The 19,977-nt window shown below is 43.4% G+C and carries 23 protein-coding genes; 2 read left to right on the top strand and 21 right to left on the bottom strand.

All coding sequences use genetic code 11. The annotated features are described in order from the left end of the window. Positions 1–235: 235 nt before the first annotated feature. From QF049_RS30785 to QF049_RS30760, 6 genes are all read right to left on the bottom strand, one after another. A complete protein-coding gene (locus QF049_RS30785; protein WP_307542848.1) occupies positions 236–676 on the bottom strand; it encodes a GNAT family N-acetyltransferase in 441 nt (146 codons plus the stop codon). Positions 677–929: 253 nt separating this feature from the next. Next, positions 930–1,829: an ROK family protein gene (locus QF049_RS30780; RefSeq protein ID WP_307542846.1), complete on the bottom strand. Its 900-nt coding sequence runs from the start codon at positions 1,827–1,829 to the stop codon at positions 930–932. Between the two features lie 28 nt (positions 1,830–1,857). After that, positions 1,858–3,330, bottom strand: a complete 1,473-nt coding sequence (locus tag QF049_RS30775; RefSeq protein WP_307542844.1) for a glycoside hydrolase family 32 protein — start codon at positions 3,328–3,330, stop codon at positions 1,858–1,860. 25 nt (positions 3,331–3,355) lie between these two features. After that, positions 3,356–4,963, bottom strand: coding sequence for an ABC transporter substrate-binding protein (locus tag QF049_RS30770; RefSeq protein WP_307542842.1), 1,608 nt, complete (start codon positions 4,961–4,963; stop codon positions 3,356–3,358). A 55-nt stretch (positions 4,964–5,018) separates the two neighbouring features. Next, a complete protein-coding gene (locus tag QF049_RS30765) occupies positions 5,019–5,900 on the bottom strand; it encodes a carbohydrate ABC transporter permease (protein ID WP_036617174.1) in 882 nt (293 codons plus the stop codon). A gap of 16 nt (positions 5,901–5,916) precedes the next feature. Beyond that, entirely contained in the window at positions 5,917–6,777 is an 861-nt protein-coding gene (locus tag QF049_RS30760) for an ABC transporter permease (RefSeq protein WP_223200008.1), read from the bottom strand. Between the two features lie 539 nt (positions 6,778–7,316). On the opposite strand from QF049_RS30760, the gene QF049_RS30755 reads away from it, so the two are divergent. Next, positions 7,317–8,393 carry a LacI family DNA-binding transcriptional regulator gene (locus QF049_RS30755; RefSeq protein ID WP_307542840.1) on the top strand — a complete coding sequence of 359 codons (1,077 nt, stop codon included), beginning with the start codon at positions 7,317–7,319 and terminating at the stop codon, positions 8,391–8,393. Positions 8,394–8,512: 119 nt separating this feature from the next. On the opposite strand, the gene QF049_RS30750 is transcribed toward QF049_RS30755, so the two are convergent. The 14 genes from QF049_RS30750 to QF049_RS30685 all read right to left on the bottom strand — a co-directional run bounded on the left by QF049_RS30750 (position 8,513) and on the right by QF049_RS30685 (position 18,288). Continuing rightward, entirely contained in the window at positions 8,513–9,331 is an 819-nt protein-coding gene (locus tag QF049_RS30750) for a purine-nucleoside phosphorylase (protein WP_307542838.1), read from the bottom strand. 165 nt (positions 9,332–9,496) lie between these two features. Then, positions 9,497–9,667: a hypothetical protein gene (locus tag QF049_RS30745; protein ID WP_167483657.1), complete on the bottom strand. Its 171-nt coding sequence runs from the start codon at positions 9,665–9,667 to the stop codon at positions 9,497–9,499. A gap of 199 nt (positions 9,668–9,866) precedes the next feature. Next, entirely contained in the window at positions 9,867–10,868 is a 1,002-nt protein-coding gene (locus QF049_RS30740) for an endo-1,4-beta-xylanase (RefSeq protein ID WP_307542836.1), read from the bottom strand. Positions 10,869–11,109: 241 nt separating this feature from the next. Beyond that, entirely contained in the window at positions 11,110–11,457 is a 348-nt protein-coding gene (locus QF049_RS30735; protein WP_307542834.1) for a hypothetical protein, read from the bottom strand. A 65-nt stretch (positions 11,458–11,522) separates the two neighbouring features. Further along, a complete protein-coding gene (locus tag QF049_RS30730; protein ID WP_307542833.1) occupies positions 11,523–12,419 on the bottom strand; it encodes an aminoglycoside phosphotransferase family protein in 897 nt (298 codons plus the stop codon). A 19-nt stretch (positions 12,420–12,438) separates the two neighbouring features. Beyond that, positions 12,439–12,918, bottom strand: coding sequence for a DinB family protein (locus QF049_RS30725; protein WP_307542831.1), 480 nt, complete (start codon positions 12,916–12,918; stop codon positions 12,439–12,441). A 29-nt stretch (positions 12,919–12,947) separates the two neighbouring features. Beyond that, a complete protein-coding gene (locus QF049_RS30720) occupies positions 12,948–13,484 on the bottom strand; it encodes a GNAT family N-acetyltransferase (protein ID WP_307542829.1) in 537 nt (178 codons plus the stop codon). A 209-nt stretch (positions 13,485–13,693) separates the two neighbouring features. Then, a complete protein-coding gene (locus QF049_RS30715) occupies positions 13,694–13,972 on the bottom strand; it encodes a hypothetical protein (RefSeq protein ID WP_307542827.1) in 279 nt (92 codons plus the stop codon). A 12-nt stretch (positions 13,973–13,984) separates the two neighbouring features. Beyond that, complete coding sequence (locus QF049_RS30710) at positions 13,985–14,467, bottom strand: hypothetical protein (protein ID WP_307542825.1); 483 nt, start codon at positions 14,465–14,467, stop codon at positions 13,985–13,987. Beyond that, a complete protein-coding gene (locus QF049_RS30705) occupies positions 14,467–14,988 on the bottom strand; it encodes a cysteine hydrolase family protein (protein WP_307542823.1) in 522 nt (173 codons plus the stop codon). Before QF049_RS30705 ends, QF049_RS30710 begins: the two co-directional genes overlap by 1 nt. Positions 14,989–15,018: 30 nt before the next feature. Next, positions 15,019–15,441, bottom strand: coding sequence for a hypothetical protein (locus QF049_RS30700; RefSeq protein ID WP_307542821.1), 423 nt, complete (start codon positions 15,439–15,441; stop codon positions 15,019–15,021). A 41-nt stretch (positions 15,442–15,482) separates the two neighbouring features. After that, complete coding sequence (locus QF049_RS30695; protein ID WP_307542819.1) at positions 15,483–16,028, bottom strand: GrpB family protein; 546 nt, start codon at positions 16,026–16,028, stop codon at positions 15,483–15,485. A 98-nt stretch (positions 16,029–16,126) separates the two neighbouring features. Further along, positions 16,127–16,681 (bottom strand): hypothetical protein, encoded by a 555-nt coding sequence (locus tag QF049_RS30690; RefSeq protein WP_307542817.1) that lies wholly within the window; start codon positions 16,679–16,681, stop codon positions 16,127–16,129. Between the two features lie 116 nt (positions 16,682–16,797). Further along, complete coding sequence (locus QF049_RS30685; RefSeq protein ID WP_307542815.1) at positions 16,798–18,288, bottom strand: glycoside hydrolase family 43 protein; 1,491 nt, start codon at positions 18,286–18,288, stop codon at positions 16,798–16,800. A 180-nt stretch (positions 18,289–18,468) separates the two neighbouring features. Here QF049_RS30685 and QF049_RS30680 point away from each other — a divergent pair, with 180 nt between their 5' ends. Beyond that, positions 18,469–19,374, top strand: coding sequence for an ArsR/SmtB family transcription factor (locus tag QF049_RS30680; RefSeq protein WP_307542813.1), 906 nt, complete (start codon positions 18,469–18,471; stop codon positions 19,372–19,374). A 65-nt stretch (positions 19,375–19,439) separates the two neighbouring features. On the opposite strand, the gene QF049_RS30675 is transcribed toward QF049_RS30680, so the two are convergent. Continuing rightward, positions 19,440–19,967 carry a DinB family protein gene (locus QF049_RS30675; protein ID WP_307542811.1) on the bottom strand — a complete coding sequence of 176 codons (528 nt, stop codon included), beginning with the start codon at positions 19,965–19,967 and terminating at the stop codon, positions 19,440–19,442. Positions 19,968–19,977: the final 10 nt, after the last annotated feature.

Below are 19,977 nucleotides of genomic sequence, written 5' to 3'. Positions count from 1 at the left end.
CCATTCAAGAATTAAATGAATGGGTCTGTTATATAACTTGAACTAAAGATTTTACACTGAATACTCTGATGACAGAACAACCTTCCAATCGCTGTTATCCCCAGATTTTTTGATTCCCTTTTCTCAAGGGTAAAATCCGCTGATAAAGGCGAACGCTTCGCTTTTCCAGGTTTTTTCTGCCCTCTCCGTTTCTGTGTAAAAGAATAGTTCAACTTATATAGATGTACAGTAAAAATTACTGCAATTGAACCGACATAAACACATCGACTTCATCTTCACTGTCCAATATAAATCCAAATCGTTCATACAATCGCCGAGCAGGGCTTCCCTGCAAAACATTTAAAATAACCCGTTTTCCCTGAACTTCATCCTGTTCCAGCAGCATGTTCAGTACCTGAGTTCCAATTCTTTGGCCTTGATAATCGGGATGTATGTAGAAGTGTTCCAATAGAAATTCCTCAGACTTGGGCTTCAACGCTACACAACCTACCATTGAACCCTCCACTTCAATAATCCGCGTATGGACAGGGTCGAAGGTATTTCGGAAACGTTCACGCACCTTCACATCATCGTACCTTCCTAGCCTGGTTAGATCATCGTACAGTACCAAGGCTCGCAAATCAGCGAGTTGCTCTTGGTCTGCTTGTACAGCTTGACGCATTGTTATTGGGTTCATTTGTTGAATTCCTTTCCATATAGAGACACGTTAATTTTTGAATGTCTTATCGCACTTTTTAGGGGTAGAACACTAAAAATCATACCTTTGGCAGCTCACTTGAGCAATATCGGATTTTAGAACGCACTATTTTTTTCAAACATATTAAACTCCTCAAAAAATAAAAAAAGCCCAAAAAGGACGGTGCAGTCTTGCTTATACAAATAAGCGAACCAGCAGCCATCCCTTCTGGGATGTAGATTATTATAGAAAACTATGAAACATGTGAAGCTTGTGCTGCATGTTGCAATGCTTCCAGTCCCAATGCTAGCGCACCACACAAACCTGCATGCTGGCCCAATCCGGGCTGCACAATATATTGGTCGATATGTTGCGTGATTGGGGCTGCATTCACATAACCATTGAGATTCCGCACTACCTGCTCCCGGATCAGTGGAAACAGATGATCTTGCTGCATCACACCACCGCCCAAGATGATTTTCTGCGGCGAATGAAGTAAGATGGCCGTTGTAATCGACTCCGCAATGTAAAAGGATTCGATCTCCCACGCCGGATGATCTGCCGGCAGTTCACTGCCAGGGATCTGCCAGCGAGCTTCAATGGCTGGTCCTGCAGCCATCCCCTCCAGGCAATCGCCATGATACGGGCATAATCCGGCAAAGTGATCGTCTGGATGGCGTCTTGTGCGAATATGTCCACCCTCGGGATGTAACAATCCGTGGACTCGTTTGCCCCCTGCCACAAGTCCGACACCAACTCCTGTGCCAATCGTGTAATATACACAGTTATCCAGCCCTTGCGCTGCTCCCCACGTCACTTCACCGAGCGCGGCAGCATTCACATCCGTATCCCATCCAAAAGGAACTGGAAATTCATGCTTCAAGGTTCCAATCACATTACAGTTTCCCCACCCAGGCTTAGGTGTGGTCGTAATATAACCATAGGTGGGACTATCCTGTTGCAGATCAATCGGACCAAAGGAGCCGATCCCTATGGCTTCCACATCTTTATCCCTGAAATAGTCGATTACCTTGGCAAGAGTGGTCTCCGGATGTTCTGTTGGAAAGCTGATACGATCTTCAATCTGTCCATGCTCATTACCTACACCACATACAAACTTCGTTCCGCCCGCTTCTATAGCTCCAATACGCATCGTTTTGGGCTCCTTTCCTTCATTACAATTAACCTTTAGCCTTGGTTGATGATATCTCATAGATATGAAGTGAAGAGAAGACCAGATCGGTATTTTCCGCATGAGCAGAGATGCCCTTGGAATCCACATCCGGATAGATCAGATCCGTGATAACCGCCTGACCATCATTTGCAAATACCTCCACAGATGATTGATCTACAAAGATACGCAAACTTTGATTCGCATTTACATCTTTTAACTCAGCTGTATGGCGGCTCAGGAAGTTTTCATGAAAATCGCCGATACCCGATCCACTACGATCGATATACACTTCCCCTCGGTTGGCGTCTACACCAACGAGCGTTTCGTTACCAGCTCCGCTTCTTAAGGCAAAATGGAACGACTGATCTGGAGTCCACTCTGCATGGATCTCATAGTTCACTAGTTGCAAAGCGTTCAACTGCTCACTCACTTGCCTAATCGAAGCATCCTGTAGGGACAATAATGGCGTACGTGCTTGATCAAGTTCACGCGCAGGACGTTGAATCAGTATTACTTCTCCGGCTCTTGTCTCCAGTGACAGCTCCCGCGCAATGGTCATTGCTCCACGATAATCATTGGTTGGCGTCTGATTGGCATACATCCAGTTGCTCATCCACCCCATGAACAAGCGTCTGCCGTCTTCAGCCGGAATGTCAGACCAACTAACTCCCGCGTAGTTATCCCGGCCATGATCAATCCAGCGAATCGCATGGGATGCTTCATCTGGGACAAATGTACTTCCATCAAAATCTCCGGTAAAATATTGTGTTCTGGACCCTTCTATGAATGCAGGATCTGCACCGATGCTAACGAGCATCACCCATTTCACCTGTCCTGAGCTTCCATCCACTGCAAGCGGGAACAGGTCGGGGCATTCCCACACGCCATCGTGTGAACCGATCCCTTCGCCAAATTCACTTCCTAGCGTCCAATCCTTCAGATTGGGAGATCGGTACAGACATACCGTTTGACCACAAGCGATAATCATAATCCATTCCTTGGTCTGCTCATGCCAGAACACTTTGGGATCACGGAAATCAACAAAGGACTCATGCTTTAATACCGGATTACCCTCGTATTTAGTCCAGGTTCTGCCGTTGTCTTTGCTATACGCCAGACTTTGACGCTGTACAGGATGATCATTTGGTACTTCCAGATGATGTGTAAAAATGGCTACCAACCCCGGCTCATCTTCGAAAAATCCGGAAGTATTATTCCAATCCACCACCGCACTGCCGGAGAAGATCATGCCATGTTCATCCGGTGCCAAAGCTACAGGAAGTTCCTCCCAAGTGACGAGATCTCGGGTTACCGCGTGACCCCAATGCATCGGTCCCCATGTCGTACCAAACGGATGATACTGATAGAACAAATGATACTCTCCATTGAAAAACACCATGCCGTTCGGGTCGTTCATCCACTTCTCTTTCGGTGAAAAATGGTATTCATTTCGGTAATCTTGTTGTTGAATCGTCGACATTATGGTTTCTCCTCCGTACTTTTCTTTATTGGTTATTACGGTCATATCCCGCTTGTTTAATCTGCAGCCATTCTTGCAATCCAAGGCGATCCAGCTCTTTCAGGTAAGCATCCCATTCCTGATCTACTTTCCCGTTCTGATACCATTCTGTACGCAGACGCAGCACATAGGCGAACAAATCAGTCTCAATGGTGGAAAGGCGGTCGAGTTCATCGATTGAGAAGAACACGCTTGGATAGACGTTATCTGCTTTCATGTGTGGAACCATATATTTATCGAGCAGTTCCATACGCCATGCAGCATCTTCCGGTTTGGTGGTGTATTTGTCATAATAACTGTCGAGAATGGCCAATGGTCCCGCGATACTTGTCTTTTGTCTGAGTTCTACAGGTGCAGAGCCTTCCAGCGGAAGATGCTTCAACATGCCCTTGGCTTCATCGAATTCGAATATATTTTGCTGACTCTCGTCTCCATACGTACCCCAGTTGTTCTGCACAGATTGGAGTGGATCGTACAGTTGGTCTACCCACTTCGCTGTGGATTCCAGGTTTTTATTGCTGCTGGTAATGACCATACGACCACGATCAAGTCCTATTCCGTTTGTTCTTGTGACATTGACCTCTCCGTTAGGCCCGGCAACCGGAGGCAGAACATCATACGTATCATTCATGCCTGTAATGTTAGCCTTATCCCATGTGAAGTACATGCCGTACTTATTATCCTTGCCTTTCGCAAGATACGTGTTCCAATCCTGCTGGTACGATTCGACATCGACCAGACCTTCCTGAACCAACTCATGAATGTATTTAACCGCTTCCTTGTAGCCTTCATCAGCTGCCGTGAAGACCACTTTCCCATCATTGGTTACTACGGTATGATCCCAGTTCTCTCCTAGTCCAAATGCCGCAAAGAGAAATGTCAGATCTTCTCCGCCCGGTTTGTTAATGAAAGATAACGGAATTTCGTCGGCCTTACCGTTGCCGTTCGGGTCTTGGGTTTTGAACGCGATCAATACTTCTTTCAGTTCTTCCGTTGTCGTTGGCATCTTCAGTCCAAGCTTGTTCAACCATTCCACATTAATCCAGGGCAAGTTATCCACTGCCTGAATCCGTTGTTTGCCACTTCCGAGTTCTTCAATCCATGGGAATGAATAGATATGTCCGTCTGGAGCCGTGATCATGCTCTTGTATTCGGGAGCTTCCTCCAGCACCTTTTTCAGATTGGGCATGTGTTGTTCAATCATGTCCTCAAGTGGAATGATCGCCCCGTCCTTCGCCAGTTTCAGGAGATCATAATCCCCGTAACCTGCATCAAAAATGGCATCCGGCAAATCACCGCTGGCAACTGCCAGATTTCTTTTTTCTGCAAACACATCACTCGTATAGTTCTTCCAGTTGATATGCACATTGGTTTTCTCTTCGAGTCGCTTGTTAATCAACTTGTCGTTTGGATCAGCTGGAGCCAGCGGAGAGCTCTGTGTTATAAAATTCAATGTCACCTTGCCATCAGGTGATTGTGCCTCACTTGCCGCGCCGCCTCCACCCCCGCCACAGGCGGTTAGAAAGAGCATTGCAGATAACATGGAAATGGATGCCGTTGTAACGGCTTTTCTGGATTTGTTCACTTTTTTCATAATAATGACCTCCATGAGTTGGATTGGATCAACTTACTGTATCGCAGGCTGTTCACTATTTGAGGGAACCGACCATGACACCTTTTTCGAAATACTTCTGGAAGAACGGGTACATGATGATGAGTGGCAGACTCGAAATGACAATCGCTGAGTATTTAATCATCTCGGAGAGCCGTTTCAGTTCTGCCATCGCGAGCTGATCACTGATCATGCCCGGTGCAGCCTGATTCTGAATCAGAATGGAACGCAGAACGAGCTGTAACGGATGCAGGTTCGGATTATCGAGATAGATCATTGCATCAAAATAGGAATTCCATTGCCCAACGAACGCATAAAGTGCAAGTACAAAAATGATCGGTTTCGACAACGGAATGACGATCTGGAAGAAAATTTTCATCTCAGAGGCGCCATCCACGTTTGCAGCTTCTTTTAGTTCTCGAGGAACTCCTTTGAAAAAGGTTCTGGAGAGAATGATGTTCCAGACGTTAACGGCTCCAGGGATGATGATCGCCCACACCGTATCAAGCATGCCGAGATTACGTATGAGTAGATAAGTAGGGATTAATCCCCCGCCGAAGAACATTGTAATGATAAAGATAATCATGAAAAATCCACGTCCCGCGAGCCTATCATCCGACAATGCATAACCTGCAAATATGGATACGGTCACGGTGATCAGTGCAAAGGAAACCGAGTACAATACCGCATTTGCAAACCCCCGGATCATGGCTGGATTGGACAAAATCATCTGATATCCGTCCAGACTCCAGTCCGATACATTAAAGGACAGTCCACGATTCAGTAGCACCGTGGGGTCCATGAATGAGGCGATAACAATATAAATCAGGGGAACAACCACAACCAGTACAGCACAGGTGAGAAAGATGGCATTAAGTGTGAGGATCAACCGATCCATTCCCGTGTGTTTAACAACCATGGATAATACTCCTTTCCTAATAGAGGCCTTCGCCTTCATTCAATTTCTTCACAATCAGATTCACCGTCACCAGCAAAATCACATTGATAACCGAGTTGAACAATCCAACTGCCGCAGAATAAGCGTAATCTCCAGACTGTAACCCCACCTTGTAGACATATGTGGCAATAATCTCGGAGGAAGGCAGGTTCATGGACGTCTGCATCAGATAGGCCTTCTCAAATCCAATGGACATAATCCCGCCAGCTGCAAGGATAAAGACGATGGCCATAATCGGGCGAATCGTTGGAAGATCAATGTGGCGAATACGCTGAAGGAGATTGGCTCCATCCAGATTAGCCGCATTGTGAAGCTCCGGATCAACATTGGCCAAAGCCGCAACGTATATGATGGAAGCCCAACCGGCTCCGGTCCAGATATCGGACAAAATGTAAATCCAGCGGAAATATTCCGGTTCAGACATGAACATAATCGGCTGACCTGTAATCCATGTGGCTAATTGATTAATTGGCCCTGTCGGTGAGAGGAAGATGAACAACATACCCACAACAACAACAACCGAGATGAAATTGGGTGCGTACAGAAACAATTGAATATTTTTCTTGATGCCAGCTTTGCGTACCTGATTCAGCATGAGTGCCAGTAAAATGGGCACCGGGAAACTGAATATCAATCCCAAAAAGCTGAGTTTAAGCGTATTCATTAAAATGATATCGAAATTGGGTGAAGCTATAAATTTCTCAAAATGCTTCAGTCCTACCCAATCACTTCCCATGATGCCTTTGATCGGACTGAAATCCTTAAACGCAATGATGGCTCCGTACATCGGAATGTACTTGAAGATAAGAGTCAAAATTAAGGCTGGTGCAAGCAACATATATAAAAAGTAATTTTTTTTGAGCTGCTGTAACCTATGACCGCTTGTCGTCCTCACTTTCAGTACCCTTCCTTCGCCCTTTTTGCTGTCGGCTATGTTATCCAACACGATACCCCCGTTCATTCTAGAAGTTGACAATTGTTTTCGGTAAGGGCTTTCAACATTTACAATTGCCTATTTAATAATTTACAATTTATCAGGTTTTAACGGATTTAGTCAATACGTTTTGTAAAAAATATTTGTGCATTTGATCATTTTATCTTTGCATTAATGTAACTAAAGAGAATTAAATTTGCATATATACAGCACTAAATCGTTAATACTTGCGTAGATATTTCTATATCATTACTGTAATAGATTATCATTGTTACACTAATTAACAAAACTTCTGGAACAATTATGAAAATAGAATTCGACAATCTAAATGTAAAGACAATTGTGCATTTGTAAATCAGAGATTGCTATTTGTCCCGTTCTATTATACATTTGACTTAGAGAAGAATATGGATGACTATTGAGGATTAGAGGTGAAGCATTAGATGGCAAAGGAAAAAGTCACGATACAAGACATCGCTGATGCTTTGGGGATCTCCAGAAATACGGCTTCCAAAGCATTAAATGATAGCGGAAACATCCCGGATGAGACCCGAAATCGTGTAATTAAAAAAGCAATTGAACTTAAATATAAACAGTTTGCCTATATGGACAATGAGCATGTTCTAACCAAGCCTCCGGGCAATATCGCCCTGTTAACTGAAAACCTGCCTAATACATCTCACTTTGGTTCGTTGTTAATCAGTGGTTTGGAGAAAAGAATCAGTGCGGAGGGATACAATCTCTCGATTCATATCGTGCGTGAAGACGATCAAGATACACTTACACTTCCCAACAATTTTGATATAGCCAAAGTAGACGGCATTATTTGCATTGAATTATTTGATCTGGAATATACAAAGCTGATTACCGATCTGGGCATTCCCACCATCTTTATCGATTGCGCTTCCAACATATGTTATCCCGAATTCCAAGCAGATTTGCTACTCATGGAGAATGAACATAGCATCTATCAGTTAACCACAAAATTGATTGAGAGCGGCTACACAAGTATTGGATTCGTCGGAGATTACAATCACTGCAAGAGCTTTAATGAACGATGGGTTGGATATCAGCGTGCCATGCTGGAGGCGGGGTTGCAGGTCGACCTGTCCCATTGCATCGTAGATAATGATCGCCTGTGTTTCTCCAAGCCAGGATGGTTGAACCAGCGAGTGGCAGAGCTGGCCTCCCTACCTTCCGCTTACGTATGCGCTAATGACTTTATAGCAGTTGATCTGATTAGGGCGTTAAAAGACAGAAATGTTGCCGTTCCGCAGGATGTTGCGATATGCGGATTCGATAATGCACCCCAATCTCGAATTATTGAGCCAGCATTAACAACGGTTCATATTTATAGCAATGAGATGGGCATTAAGACTGCAGAGATGCTGTTATCCCGGATTAATAGCCCGACACAACCATATCAGGTCTCACACATTGTGACCAAACCCATCATCAGGGAGTCCACACCAGCAATCATGCCCGATAATTCTCAAATGGTTCATAGTTCTGCAAAATAAAAAAAACGTATGTCTCACGAGTAACAGCTCGTGAAGCATACGTTTTTTTGTGGTTTCGATTTGGTTGGATGAAAACTCTATCCTATCCATCGTGGCCTAGATAAAAAATCATCTCGCAATTAAATCTCTTTCAAAATGCCTTTTACAAGTCCGATAAAGGTTGTTTTCGCTTGCGCAGCCACTTCAATAACTTCATCATGACTTAACGGCTGATCCAGAATACCACAGGCCATGTTGGTCAGACAGGAAATGCCTAGTACCTTCATCCCGCCATGAATAGCAACAATGGCTTCAGGTACCGTGGACATACCCACTGCATCCGCACCCATCGTACGAATCATGCGAATCTCCGCTGGTGTCTCATATGCCGGACCACTCCACCATGCATAGACACCTTGCTGCAGACCAACATTCTGCTCTTCTGCAACCTTAAGGGCAATGCTGCGCAGTTCGCGATTGTATACCTGTGATACGTCTGGGAAGCGCACACCCAGTTCGGCGTTATTCGGTCCCATCAACGGGTTATTACCTACCAGGTTAATATGATCTGTAATGAGCATCAGTTGACCCGGCTCAAAGCTTGTGTTGATGGCTCCGCAGGCATTGGTGATAAGCAATTGCTCGACACCCAGCGCCTTCATGATCCGAACGGGGAAAGTCACTTCGTCCAATGTAAAACCTTCATAATAATGAAGGCGGCCTTTCATCGCTACAACCGTTTTGCCCATGAGTTCACCAATAACCAATTCATTGGCATGACCGATAGCCTCCGATTGAGCGAAATACGGAATATCTGTATACGGGATAACTGTCGCATTTTCAATCTCGTCCGCGAGCGCTCCCAGTCCCGAACCCAGAATCATGCCTACGGCAGGTTTGGTATGGATTCGGTTTAATATGTAATCTCTTGCTTCCTGAATATGTGCGGATTGATGCATAATGATATCCTCCTGATGATCTGAATTGAGTTAACGAAAACTGAGTTAATGAGGTACTACTCATCAAGTGTAATGAACAATGGTCTTGATGTAAATGGAAGCTGTTTTATATACAATAAAAAAACGACCCTATGCTCCAGAATCGTTTAAAAACATGGACATACCCTAATCCAATGTATATTTATTTCTACTTTTCATGTAATCGATTGTCATAATCAGCAACAGCATGAATGTAGCAAACATCAGCGGTTTGGCAAAAGTACCTTCTTCAAAGATATAATAACTAAATGCAAAATTTCCGGCAAAAGTAATTAAATAGTTTCGGATGCAATCCATCTTCTCATCTCATTTCAGGAAAGAATTTGGTTCACCATTTCTTCAACCCTATCACATAATTCCATTTAATACCATATCTTTATCATCCACACCAATCAACGCCTCTAATCATGCACGAGATAGCCGTACTGTATAATCTATATTAAGTACAGCAAAAAATCGGCCACATCGTGACCGATTCTCTCCACTTCCCTGATGTTCAAGACATAGGGTTAATGATACGCCAAAATGATTCCTTTGGCTGCAACTGCTGATCAAAAACAAAGGGCCAATTTTTGCGTCCGCGTACCGGGAAATGGTCTAACCAAGTATAATTGTCGGCCACTCCCCAGAATGTCACAGAGGTAATGGATGATTTATACTCACGGAACAAATTGAAGATTTCTTCATATCGACGCTCCTGTAGCTCAGCCATCTCCGAAGTTGGCGCGGTGAGGTCCGTTCGACGATCCTCATAACGAAACACGGACATATCCAGCTCCGTAACATGCAACTGCACATCCAGTGAAGCATAACGCTCAATAGCCATTCGGATCTCCTCAATCGAAGGACCATGAATATTCCAATGCCCCTGCAACCCAATCCCGTGTACAGGCGCTCCCTTGTCCAGCAAAGAACGAACCAGATTGTAGATCTTCTCCCGTTTGACCGGATCCGTCTCATTGTAGTCATTATAGAAAAGAAGCGCATTTGGATCAGTTTCATGAGCCATACTGAACGCTTGTAGCAAGTAATCTTCCCCTACCAGCTCTAACCACTTCGTGTCCCGCATGAACAGGTCGGTCTTATCTTCAACAGCTTCATTAACGACATCCCACGCATATATTTGCCCCTTATACCGACCTACTACCGTATCAATATGTTGCTTCAATCGAGATAATAGCAGCTCTCTGGAAGCGGGAGCACCTGAGGTATCCTCAAAGACCCATTTCGATGTTTGATTATGCCAGACCAAAGTATGTCCTCGAACCCCAATCCCTTGGGCAACAGCAAAATCAACAATTTTATCCGCCGCCTCAAATGTATAACGATCCTCTTTCGGGTGAATTTCTTCGAATTTCATCTGATTTTCAGCCGTGATGCTATTGAAGTGTTTGGCGATGAAATCCCCTTCGGACTGCAACATTCTGGTATGTACAGCAGCACCTATTTTGAACGTATTGGCGTAAGCAGCATGTAGTGATGGAATTTCGGTTGGCATTTACAATTCCTCCCTGCCATTTTTTATCCATCATATCGTTTGTTGAATACGCTTACAATGAACAAATTATACTTCTTACCCCTCATATTTAACTATTTATGATCCCAGCCCTGTTCGCACAACAACAACAACACCTCCACGTTTGTTCCACTGCTCATCGCAACAGAACATTTCTTCGAAGGTGTTTTGTGATCGGCAGGTTCAGTTAAATTCAACACATGTACAAAGAGGGTATGAAGCGTTACAGCTTGTCTACCTGTAGCAAGGTCACCTGTTTCACTGTGCATGCCGGGTTAATATGCTCCTCGGACAGAATGTTTAGCTTAATCAGGCTTTTCAGCTTATGGCTGTCTACCTTGGACAACAGTCGCCAGATGTCCGGGTCTGGAAGAGAAGCATACAGCTTCTGATCATCGTATTCCTTCCGGTACTGCAGCACTGTTTTCACGGTGTAGCCACCAACCTGCGTCTCATAGACCCCTTGTTCTGCACAATACGCGACAATCTCATCTCGTAGTACAGACAACTGCTGCTCAATATCTTTTTGCTGCTGCTTCAGGTCAAAGTAGGTTTGTACTTTCTGCTCCATATCAATCACGCTCCTCTACTATCATAGGTATGCGAGGATCGCTAGTTTAGGACTGGCTGTTTATTTTATTTAAACAGCAGGTGTTCATTCAAATACGGATTATGGACAGCCATACTGTGAACCCTTTCCATTACATCTGGCCCCATGGGTACATCCCCAACTCGCCTTAACAGAATCCAGCGCAGGCAAGCTATCGCTCTAAAAACCTGCTCCTCTTCCAGCGTGTACACATAACTTGCAGAACGTGCAAATTGAGCGTGATACATCTCGCCGTAACTTTCCCCATTATAGATGGTGATCAGAAACACAGACCATGCCATATCGTACCTTGGATCACCGTACTGCCCATTAGTCCAATCGATAATGGTGTAACGGTCGTCCATCTCAAGAATGTTTCCCAGATTATAATCGCCATGGATCAAGCGGTCCTGTCTGATCTGGACCTGCTGGATCAAGTTTGCCAGAAGAACATTTATATCGTCATGTAATTCAATTTGAGGAAAAAAGTATTGAACAAAATCGTACCTGAATATGTATTCTTCATCTTCTCCAGTACTCACTTCATTCAACGGATAACGATGGACCTCCATTAATCGCTCAGCCAAATGTGTCAGTTTGGTTTGTGTTAATTGGTTAACCGGCTTTCCATCATAGCTCGTTAACAGCACTTGATTCTCTTGCTCGTCTAATCCCCAACCGTAGGGTTTGGAAACACGAATTCCACTTTGATAAAGCTTGGACAATAATCGATATTGTTTGGCGATATCCGGTTTGGAATCCTTGTCCCAGACTTTCAATACGTACTGCTGATCTTCCATTTCAATTCTCATCACACTCGCTTCCAGTCCAGGTGGCAAGGGAATGATCTGAACCTCCTGTTCAATCACCTGCTGGATACGTTCATCCAGTTCTATCCAATTCATCTGGCTAAGTTGAATTGTCATCGTTTCCCCTTCTTTCATGATATGACCGCCTCTCCGGTTATTCAGGTATAATCAGGCCTTTGCCAATGAAATTAGCGGATACTGGCTGTTTGCCCAATTCTCTGGCCCATACCGAGAGCTGTCCCATATGGTGAATCTCATGGGCGATCACATGTCGCATAACTTCTCCCCATGAATCTGTACTGGCCTTGCCAGCTGAGCGATGATCAATAAAAGCTCTTTTTTCCATACTCGAATCCCATGCTGTAACAAATGCCTCCACATCAGGACGTAACTTGCGATCGAGTCGCCTTACCGCCTCAAGATTCTGGTAGTTTGCAAAATTTTCCGCATCATCCGGTTTGCCCTGAAGTAACTGAAGCCAGCTCCACTCTACATCAATGATATGAAATAATGTTTGTAATATGTTGCCTACTCCGCCCGTGCGATGCCGAAGCAATTCTTCAAGCGGTACATCTTCACACCACACATACCATTGCTCACGTACCATCCAGTTATAACGAAAGAATGTTTCCATTGGTATATTCCCCTTTATCAGCATATTTTTCAGAGAGATTTGATCAATTCTGTATTGGCAAAGGTATCCTCCGAATGTTGAAGATCACCATAAATTCCGCTAATCTGATTGAATCCGGATTTGATCCAGAAGCGTAATGCAGGCCAATTTTTGAGTGCCACGTTAATTCGAATTTCCTTGTAACCAAGCTCAGAAAAGTGAAGAGTCAGTGCCTGAATTAATTCTTGTCCATATCCCTGCTTCTGGATCTCGCTCTGGATATATAGAAATTCGAGATAGATTGAATCCTCGGAGGGATACCCATGGTATACACTTAACAAACCAATATAGCGGTCATCCTCATTCGTGCGAATGGATTGAATTCGATAATTCTCCAGCCTGCCTCCCGGCGGAAGGTGGCCTTCTTCAAAACATTCTTTTACATAGTTCCGATCGTGCTCTTGTCCATCCCATTGATGCAAGTACCGACTGGTCTCATATATGGACTCAAGTTCAGGAATATCGGATTCTTCCACATTTGAGATAATAAGTCGGTCTGACTTCCATTCTACTGGAAGTTGTTTCATCGTAATCACTCCATCTTTATATTCTATATAAAGTTGCACTATTGAATATTTACACTTACCACTCCGATGACAGAACCACCTTCCGATCGCTGTTATCCCCAGATTTTTTTGATTCCTTTTATAAAGTTAAAATCCGGGGATAAAGGCGAACACTCCGCTTCTTCAGGTCCTTTCTGTCCTCTCCGTTTTGTGTAAATACTCAGTTCAATTTATTTAGTTAATTTCTTTTTTATATACAAGATTACATGAATACCTGCATAAATAAACAGGACATTGAACAAATATAGAAGTACATTTAAAGAGATGCCAGATATAAACCAGATTGTTCCGTCCGAGTTGGCATAATGATAATCCGTAAAGAATCGGATTGGGAAACCATACTCTGTTCGGAGCGGTCCATCTTCAGTATATAAAGTTCCAGGAATACATAGGATGGCTAATACAGCAAGCCAGGCTGATAGATTCATTATTCTTTTGTTAATCGTCAATACCTCTCCTCCTTATTCAACACTAACGGTATCTTCACCAAAATACGTCCCTTCCAACTTTTGATCCATAAAGTCTCTTAAGTCCTTTTGATCAAGTATATATTTCGTATCTTTATTAAATCTGCTTTTTGTGGATACTATAATCTGTTTCCGATTGTATTGAATCGTAACTTTAGCGTTATGCTTTAATTTTAAAGCAATTCCTGCACTAATGCTTCCTGTGACATCATCTACTGGTATTTTGGCTGATTCCGGGGCTGCATTCAGCCAGCCGACTATACGGCTAATGTCTTCTTTACTTAACGTAACATTGTCAATGCTAACGTGTGCTCCACCGTCGCCTGTCCTGGTGTACACAACTATGCTCATCTCTGTGCTTATCACTTGATTTCTCGAAATCGGCTTATTTGGATCTGGATTACTCGTGATTAGAAAATACAAAAACATGATTGCCGCACCTATGAAAAACCAGAATCGCCTACGTTTTCCTAGCATTACAGCGCATTCTCCGTATCCACCACGTTGGCAAACAGTCTCAGTACCGTATTGTGATGTGCAATAATCTGCTCTGCTTGAAGCGTCTTTGAATTCCATGTGCTGTGCGCATCTTGAACCAGATTGACCGTGTAACCCAGACTGAACGCTCTGCGGCAAGTCGTGTCTACACATACCTCAGTCTGCATACCCGCGAGAATCAACTCCTTCACGCCATTATCTTGCAATTTCAGATGCAGATTGGTTTTGTGAAACGAATCCGGTGTCTCCTTTTCAATAACGAGGTCACCAGCTATAGGTGCAATGGACGGATGAATGGCCCACCCCGGAGTTCCTCGTTCCAGTGGACTGCCTGCCCCTTCGCTGTGCTGGATATATATGATGGCATGCCCTGCTTCACGGGCCCTGGCAATTAATACCTGGATCTCCTGAAGCAATCGTTCCCCCTGATAGACGGGATCTGCTTCATCAAACATCGCTACCTGTACGTCAATGATTAGAAGTGCACAATGCGTTGTCATTTTGCTTTCCTCCTGACAAATCAATTTAATTCAAATCTTTCTTCTTCGTACCTTTAACAAAACTTCCAATCCCATATCAATCAGTACAAATAGGATAGCGGCAAGAACACCAAATAAGGTCAGAACTAACGTCTCTTTGAAATCCAAGATTGCTTCTCCTGCGCCCATGACCAGATAATAAATATACATGCCTAAAACTCCAGCACATGCATAGCCTAATATCCTCGTACTTAGATACAACACATGATTAGGGAATTGTATTCGGCTGAGCAGATAGTCTAGCAATATCGATAAAGGTAGCCCGATCAACAGGATCAAGGGAGTCGCGTATACCAGATAAATAACAATGTAAAAATCAAAACTGTAGGATTCATTCATCGATATGAGACTTGCAGCCAAAGTAAAACCAATGATGGTTAGAACGGTTGTTATCAGCTTTCTTCCCATGTTCATCTCATCACTCCAATACAGTTATCTCTATTCATTGGATGTGCTCATGTGTCAGATTTTGCCGGCTGCCATCCGATTTCTTGAGACCAACTATGTGCTCTCTGTAATATGCTCCACACCATTGGTCCTTTTCCTTCAACATATTTGGGACGCTCATCTTTATACAGTGACATGAGTCTGTGCTTTTCTTCCGCATAGTTCAAACAATCTTCTGGGTGCTCCCTTAAATAGTCTCTGAACAGCAAGGTCATCTGCTCGGAGAAACTGCCTACCTGTCTAACGTGTATATGTATCCTTCTGTTTCCGGGTTCTTCACGAAAGTAACGTTTAGTCTTATCCGGATTTTCTGCTCTGAATACAAATCCGACGGTTTCGATCTCACGTTTGTAGTCCAACAAATTTTCATACTGCGAAACAGATATTTGTATATCTATGATGGGTTTGGCGTCTATTCCCACAATTGAAGTGGACCCAACATGATCAATCCGCACGGCCTTTTCTCCTAACGCTTCTCTTAATTTCGAACCCGTTTCGAGAAACAAATCACGCCATGCCGGATCATACTTTGCAATTCTCCATTGATCCTCCATACAACTCCTCCTTGGTTATCCAATCAAGCTATATAATTAAATAACACGTTCTTTAACCTTTTGTTACATGTAGATTATTTATTGATGCCATATTGATATCATGCAAAATCATCATTGTTTATCCCTAGTTCTATTTGTTTTTTGGATTCAATCATGTATTCGTACACATCATCAATTTCTGTTATCCCTTTAATATTCTCTTTTAACAGTTCAATAATTAAATTATAATCACTCTCTCTCATCCTTATATCTTTCAAATAGTTATCGTTATAGTCATTCATAAAATCTAATTTGTTCTTATAAAATCGAAATCTCTCCAAAACATATACTTCCTTAAGATTAATAAATAATGCTACAAAATCCTTAAAGTTTCTGGCCACTAAAGTTACTTGATTACCAAACGCCGTAGGTTGGATAAAGATAACCGGAGCTTCTTCCAAATCACTAATGGATCTGTTAAACGTGAAAAAAGCAAAATGGTCACCATCTGCCCCTGTTCTTCCAAATATAATGGCATCATCTGGCGTACAATAGTATCTATCATCATCATTGTTAAAACTAATATAAAACCCCACATAATCATGAAGGGTCGCATCATGTTCTTTACGTAATTCCTTATCTATTCGAACGATGCCTTCTAATGATTCCGGCATTTTATAATGTACTCCCAAGTTTAAATACCTCTCTTCTGTTAGCTTTTATTAATATATTTATATTTTGACACAAATTCACAAAAAGAGAAGGACCCTGAGGCCCTCCCCTTAACTTCTTAATGATAGTCACACTTGAAGTTTGTAAACTCAGCTACAGCATTTTCACCCGTCGCGTATAGACCAATGAGTACGCCTGTAAAACCTCCTGCCACCTCCGAGGATAGGTATCTCGTCTGTGCCGTGCCCAGCAGAATCTCTTCACCATCTGCTTGAAACAGGAAACTGTAGCTTTCTTGGCTTGAGCGGATCACCAGCGTTGCATACTGTTTATTTCCCAGTTCCACTTCATGTTCTATCGATTTGATATCACCGATATTTAGACGCTCGACCACCTTATAACCGTCCTGCTGCCCACGAATAGCCACTTCATAATGATGATTCTCGTCCATGTAGATCGTGATACCGGCTTCTCCACTCGTTACACTGACATCAACTGAAATTGTTGCATTAAAGTCTTTTTGACGTAACCCGATGAACGTTGGCGATGCCGGAACGTCCAGCGTTACATCGGTTCCTGTTAGCGTAAGCTTATCTGATTCAAGCTGATAATGCTTTGTATTTGGATGACGAAGGTAACACCAGTCGAGGTTCCAGTCTGTATTTGCAAACGTATAATTCTTCTTATCCTGCTGGATCACCGTGTCGGGAATGCGATTCGTCTCAAAACTCGTCAGTGTTGTGCCTTCATGCCCGGCTGTAAACCATCCGTCTTCACCAAACGTAATTGGAGTCAGAAATACTTCTCGACCCAAATGATGGTACGTAGCCCATTTGCCAATCTGTCGGAATCCTAGGTGAAAGAGCCACCAGTTCCCCCGATCATCCTGAACCAGATCACCATGCCCTACTCCCTGCAACTCATAACCTCCCATATTGCGGTTGGTCAGAACTGGATTGTGCGCATAGGCTTCGAACGGTCCCGAAGAAGAAGTGCCCCGAGCATACGTAACCATATGACCATATTCGGTGCCGCCTTCAGCTGCAAGCAGGTAATAATAACCGTTTATTTTATAGAGATGCGGACTTTCCAGATATCGTCCACCTGTTCCGTTCCATATTGAACGACTCGGGGTCAATTTGCGGCCAGTTTCAATTTCAAGCTCGCACTGGACAATTCCACCAACGCCTTCATCATCCACCCCGTTACTCATAAACAAGGTCTTTCCATCTTCAAAATACAAATCGGGATCAATTCCGCCTTGATCCACATAGATAGGCTCAGACCATTCTCCGTAGATATTATCCGTCCAGACATAGAAATTTTGATGCGTCGTATCATTGGTTGTGACCATATAAAAACGCCCGTCATTATGCCTGATGGTTGGGGCAAATACACCCCCGGAGCTATTCACCGTCTCGAGTTGAATCTGGCTTTTACGAGTCAGGCAGTGACCAATCTGCTTCCAATTCAGCAAATCCTTGCTTTCAAAGAGCGGTACGCCCGGAAAATATTGAAAAGAACTACACACCATATAGTAGGTATCGTGCACCTTAATCACACTAGGGTCTGGATAAAAACCTTTTACAACAGGGTTATTGTATTTCATTACTTCACTCCACCTCCTAATATAAAATTCACATATATAAGAATTCAACTTTGTAACAACTACAAAAATTAAACACCATTGGGCGTAAACTTGCAATGAATCTGAATTGCATCTTGGAGCTAATTTTATTAAATTAATATATATGTGATTTTAAAAGAGAGAAGGTAGGGAGTTGTGCAGATGATCAAAGCAAATGGAGAGCCCCAGTTCCTTCCTTTATATGAGGCGTTGGCAAGCGAAGTCAGATGGAGAATCATGGATATGATTGCAGTTCGCGAAATGAATGTGAAAGATATTGCCGCAGCATTAGAGCTTAGCCCCTCCATTGTCACGATGCATATTCGCAAACTGGAGGATGCGGGTCTAATTGGCAGCAGACGAGTTCGGATCAACGGAGGCACGCACAAATTATGTTACCTCAAGCAAAATCAGATTGAGATCGAGCTGCCATCCGCAAGCCAAACTTCACGAACCAGAGAACAGACGATAGCCGTGGGACACTACACTGCTTTTGATATTCACCCTACCTGTGGGCTAGGAACACTTGAGAAAGAAATCGGCGTATGGGACGATCCACGTTACTTCCTTGATCCTGAGCGTGTACACGCCGCGATCTTGTGGTTTGGGAAGGGCTATGTTGAATATAAAACACCGAACTTTGTCCTTCCTGACCAGACAACCGATGCTATTGAAATTTCGATGGAACTGGCGTCTGAAGCTCCGGGATTGCGAGATCATTGGCCTTCGGATATTCGCTTCACCTTCAATGGCATTTCACTTGGTACGTGGACAAGCCCTGCCGACTTTGGCAGAGCAGCACGCGGCAAATATACGCCAGAATGGTGGCATCGCAATGTGAATCAGTATGGATTGTTGAAGACTATTCGTATTGATGCCTACGGTACCTATATGGATGGTGAGCGGATGTCAGACGTTACTCTCGCGGATATTAAGCTTAGCGAACCGTTCTGGACGCTACGTTTCACGGTTGACGAGGAAAGTCCCAACGTTGGCGGATTAACGATCTACGGTGCCGGTTTTGGTAACCATGATCAGGATATTGTTATACGTGTACTTCAGATCTGAAGTAACCGCATAGGGTAGGTGTGATATCATCAGATCTGGCATTAGAAGAATGACCTGCCTATGTGTTAGCAATCATTCTGTGTTTGGAACCACTTTCTTAGCTGATTAATATGAGCTTGATGATACCGGTTATGGTCAGCCATATGCCATAATCCCCAACGGATAGTAGCTTTCTTCTCATTCTGATGTCCAAAAGTAACTACTCGATCTAGATCAGAAACTGCTAAATGTGTGCATGTTTCTTTTAGAAGTGTTAATACACCCTCATATTGAGAAATAAGTGTGTCACGTGACACACCTTGAATCAGCGGAAGTCTATTATTTTCATCAATCATGGGACCATATTGCTCTATTAATGGCTGCGGAAGGACAACTCCCTTTATTCTATAAACCCAATTCATATCAACAAACGTAATATGTCGTATTAATTGAGCAGTACTATTAAACTGGTTCTGTTTCCCTTTGTAATCTACCTCTTCTTGCGACATCCCCTCAGTAATCGATTTAAGTCGCTGACTATTCTCTGTTACTGCGGAAAATAACATTCCAACAATAGGCTCCATATTGGCTTCACCTTGTAAATCGTAAATCATAGTCATCCCT

This window comes from Paenibacillus sp. W4I10, from assembly GCF_030816325.1.
In the GTDB taxonomy this organism is placed as follows: domain Bacteria; phylum Bacillota; class Bacilli; order Paenibacillales; family Paenibacillaceae; genus Paenibacillus; species Paenibacillus amylolyticus_B.
Note: the sequence above shows the minus strand (reverse complement) of the source record. Positions and strands in the feature narration are given on the sequence as shown.

Coding starts and splice junctions, on each gene's coding strand:
- QF049_RS30680 (WP_307542813.1), top strand. CDS start 18,469: ATGATCAAAGCAAATGGAGAGCCCCAGTTCCTTCCTTTATATGAGGCG.
- QF049_RS30720 (WP_307542829.1), bottom strand. CDS start 13,484: ATGAAACAACTTCCAGTAGAATGGAAGTCAGACCGACTTATTATCTCA.
- QF049_RS30725 (WP_307542831.1), bottom strand. CDS start 12,918: ATGGAAACATTCTTTCGTTATAACTGGATGGTACGTGAGCAATGGTAT.
- QF049_RS30705 (WP_307542823.1), bottom strand. CDS start 14,988: ATGACAACGCATTGTGCACTTCTAATCATTGACGTACAGGTAGCGATG.
- QF049_RS30735 (WP_307542834.1), bottom strand. CDS start 11,457: ATGGAGCAGAAAGTACAAACCTACTTTGACCTGAAGCAGCAGCAAAAA.
- QF049_RS30775 (WP_307542844.1), bottom strand. CDS start 3,330: ATGTCGACGATTCAACAACAAGATTACCGAAATGAATACCATTTTTCA.
- QF049_RS30750 (WP_307542838.1), bottom strand. CDS start 9,331: ATGCATCAATCCGCACATATTCAGGAAGCAAGAGATTACATATTAAAC.
- QF049_RS30690 (WP_307542817.1), bottom strand. CDS start 16,681: ATGCCGGAATCATTAGAAGGCATCGTTCGAATAGATAAGGAATTACGT.
- QF049_RS30760 (WP_223200008.1), bottom strand. CDS start 6,777: ATGTTGCTTGCACCAGCCTTAATTTTGACTCTTATCTTCAAGTACATT.
- QF049_RS30695 (WP_307542819.1), bottom strand. CDS start 16,028: ATGGAGGATCAATGGAGAATTGCAAAGTATGATCCGGCATGGCGTGAT.
- QF049_RS30685 (WP_307542815.1), bottom strand. CDS start 18,288: ATGAAATACAATAACCCTGTTGTAAAAGGTTTTTATCCAGACCCTAGT.
- QF049_RS30770 (WP_307542842.1), bottom strand. CDS start 4,963: ATGAAAAAAGTGAACAAATCCAGAAAAGCCGTTACAACGGCATCCATT.
- QF049_RS30785 (WP_307542848.1), bottom strand. CDS start 676: ATGAACCCAATAACAATGCGTCAAGCTGTACAAGCAGACCAAGAGCAA.
- QF049_RS30780 (WP_307542846.1), bottom strand. CDS start 1,829: ATGCGTATTGGAGCTATAGAAGCGGGCGGAACGAAGTTTGTATGTGGT.
- QF049_RS30675 (WP_307542811.1), bottom strand. CDS start 19,967: ATGATTTACGATTTACAAGGTGAAGCCAATATGGAGCCTATTGTTGGA.
- QF049_RS30765 (WP_036617174.1), bottom strand. CDS start 5,900: ATGGTTGTTAAACACACGGGAATGGATCGGTTGATCCTCACACTTAAT.
- QF049_RS30745 (WP_167483657.1), bottom strand. CDS start 9,667: ATGGATTGCATCCGAAACTATTTAATTACTTTTGCCGGAAATTTTGCA.
- QF049_RS30710 (WP_307542825.1), bottom strand. CDS start 14,467: ATGCTAGGAAAACGTAGGCGATTCTGGTTTTTCATAGGTGCGGCAATC.
- QF049_RS30730 (WP_307542833.1), bottom strand. CDS start 12,419: ATGAAAGAAGGGGAAACGATGACAATTCAACTTAGCCAGATGAATTGG.
- QF049_RS30740 (WP_307542836.1), bottom strand. CDS start 10,868: ATGCCAACCGAAATTCCATCACTACATGCTGCTTACGCCAATACGTTC.
- QF049_RS30755 (WP_307542840.1), top strand. CDS start 7,317: ATGGCAAAGGAAAAAGTCACGATACAAGACATCGCTGATGCTTTGGGG.
- QF049_RS30700 (WP_307542821.1), bottom strand. CDS start 15,441: ATGAACATGGGAAGAAAGCTGATAACAACCGTTCTAACCATCATTGGT.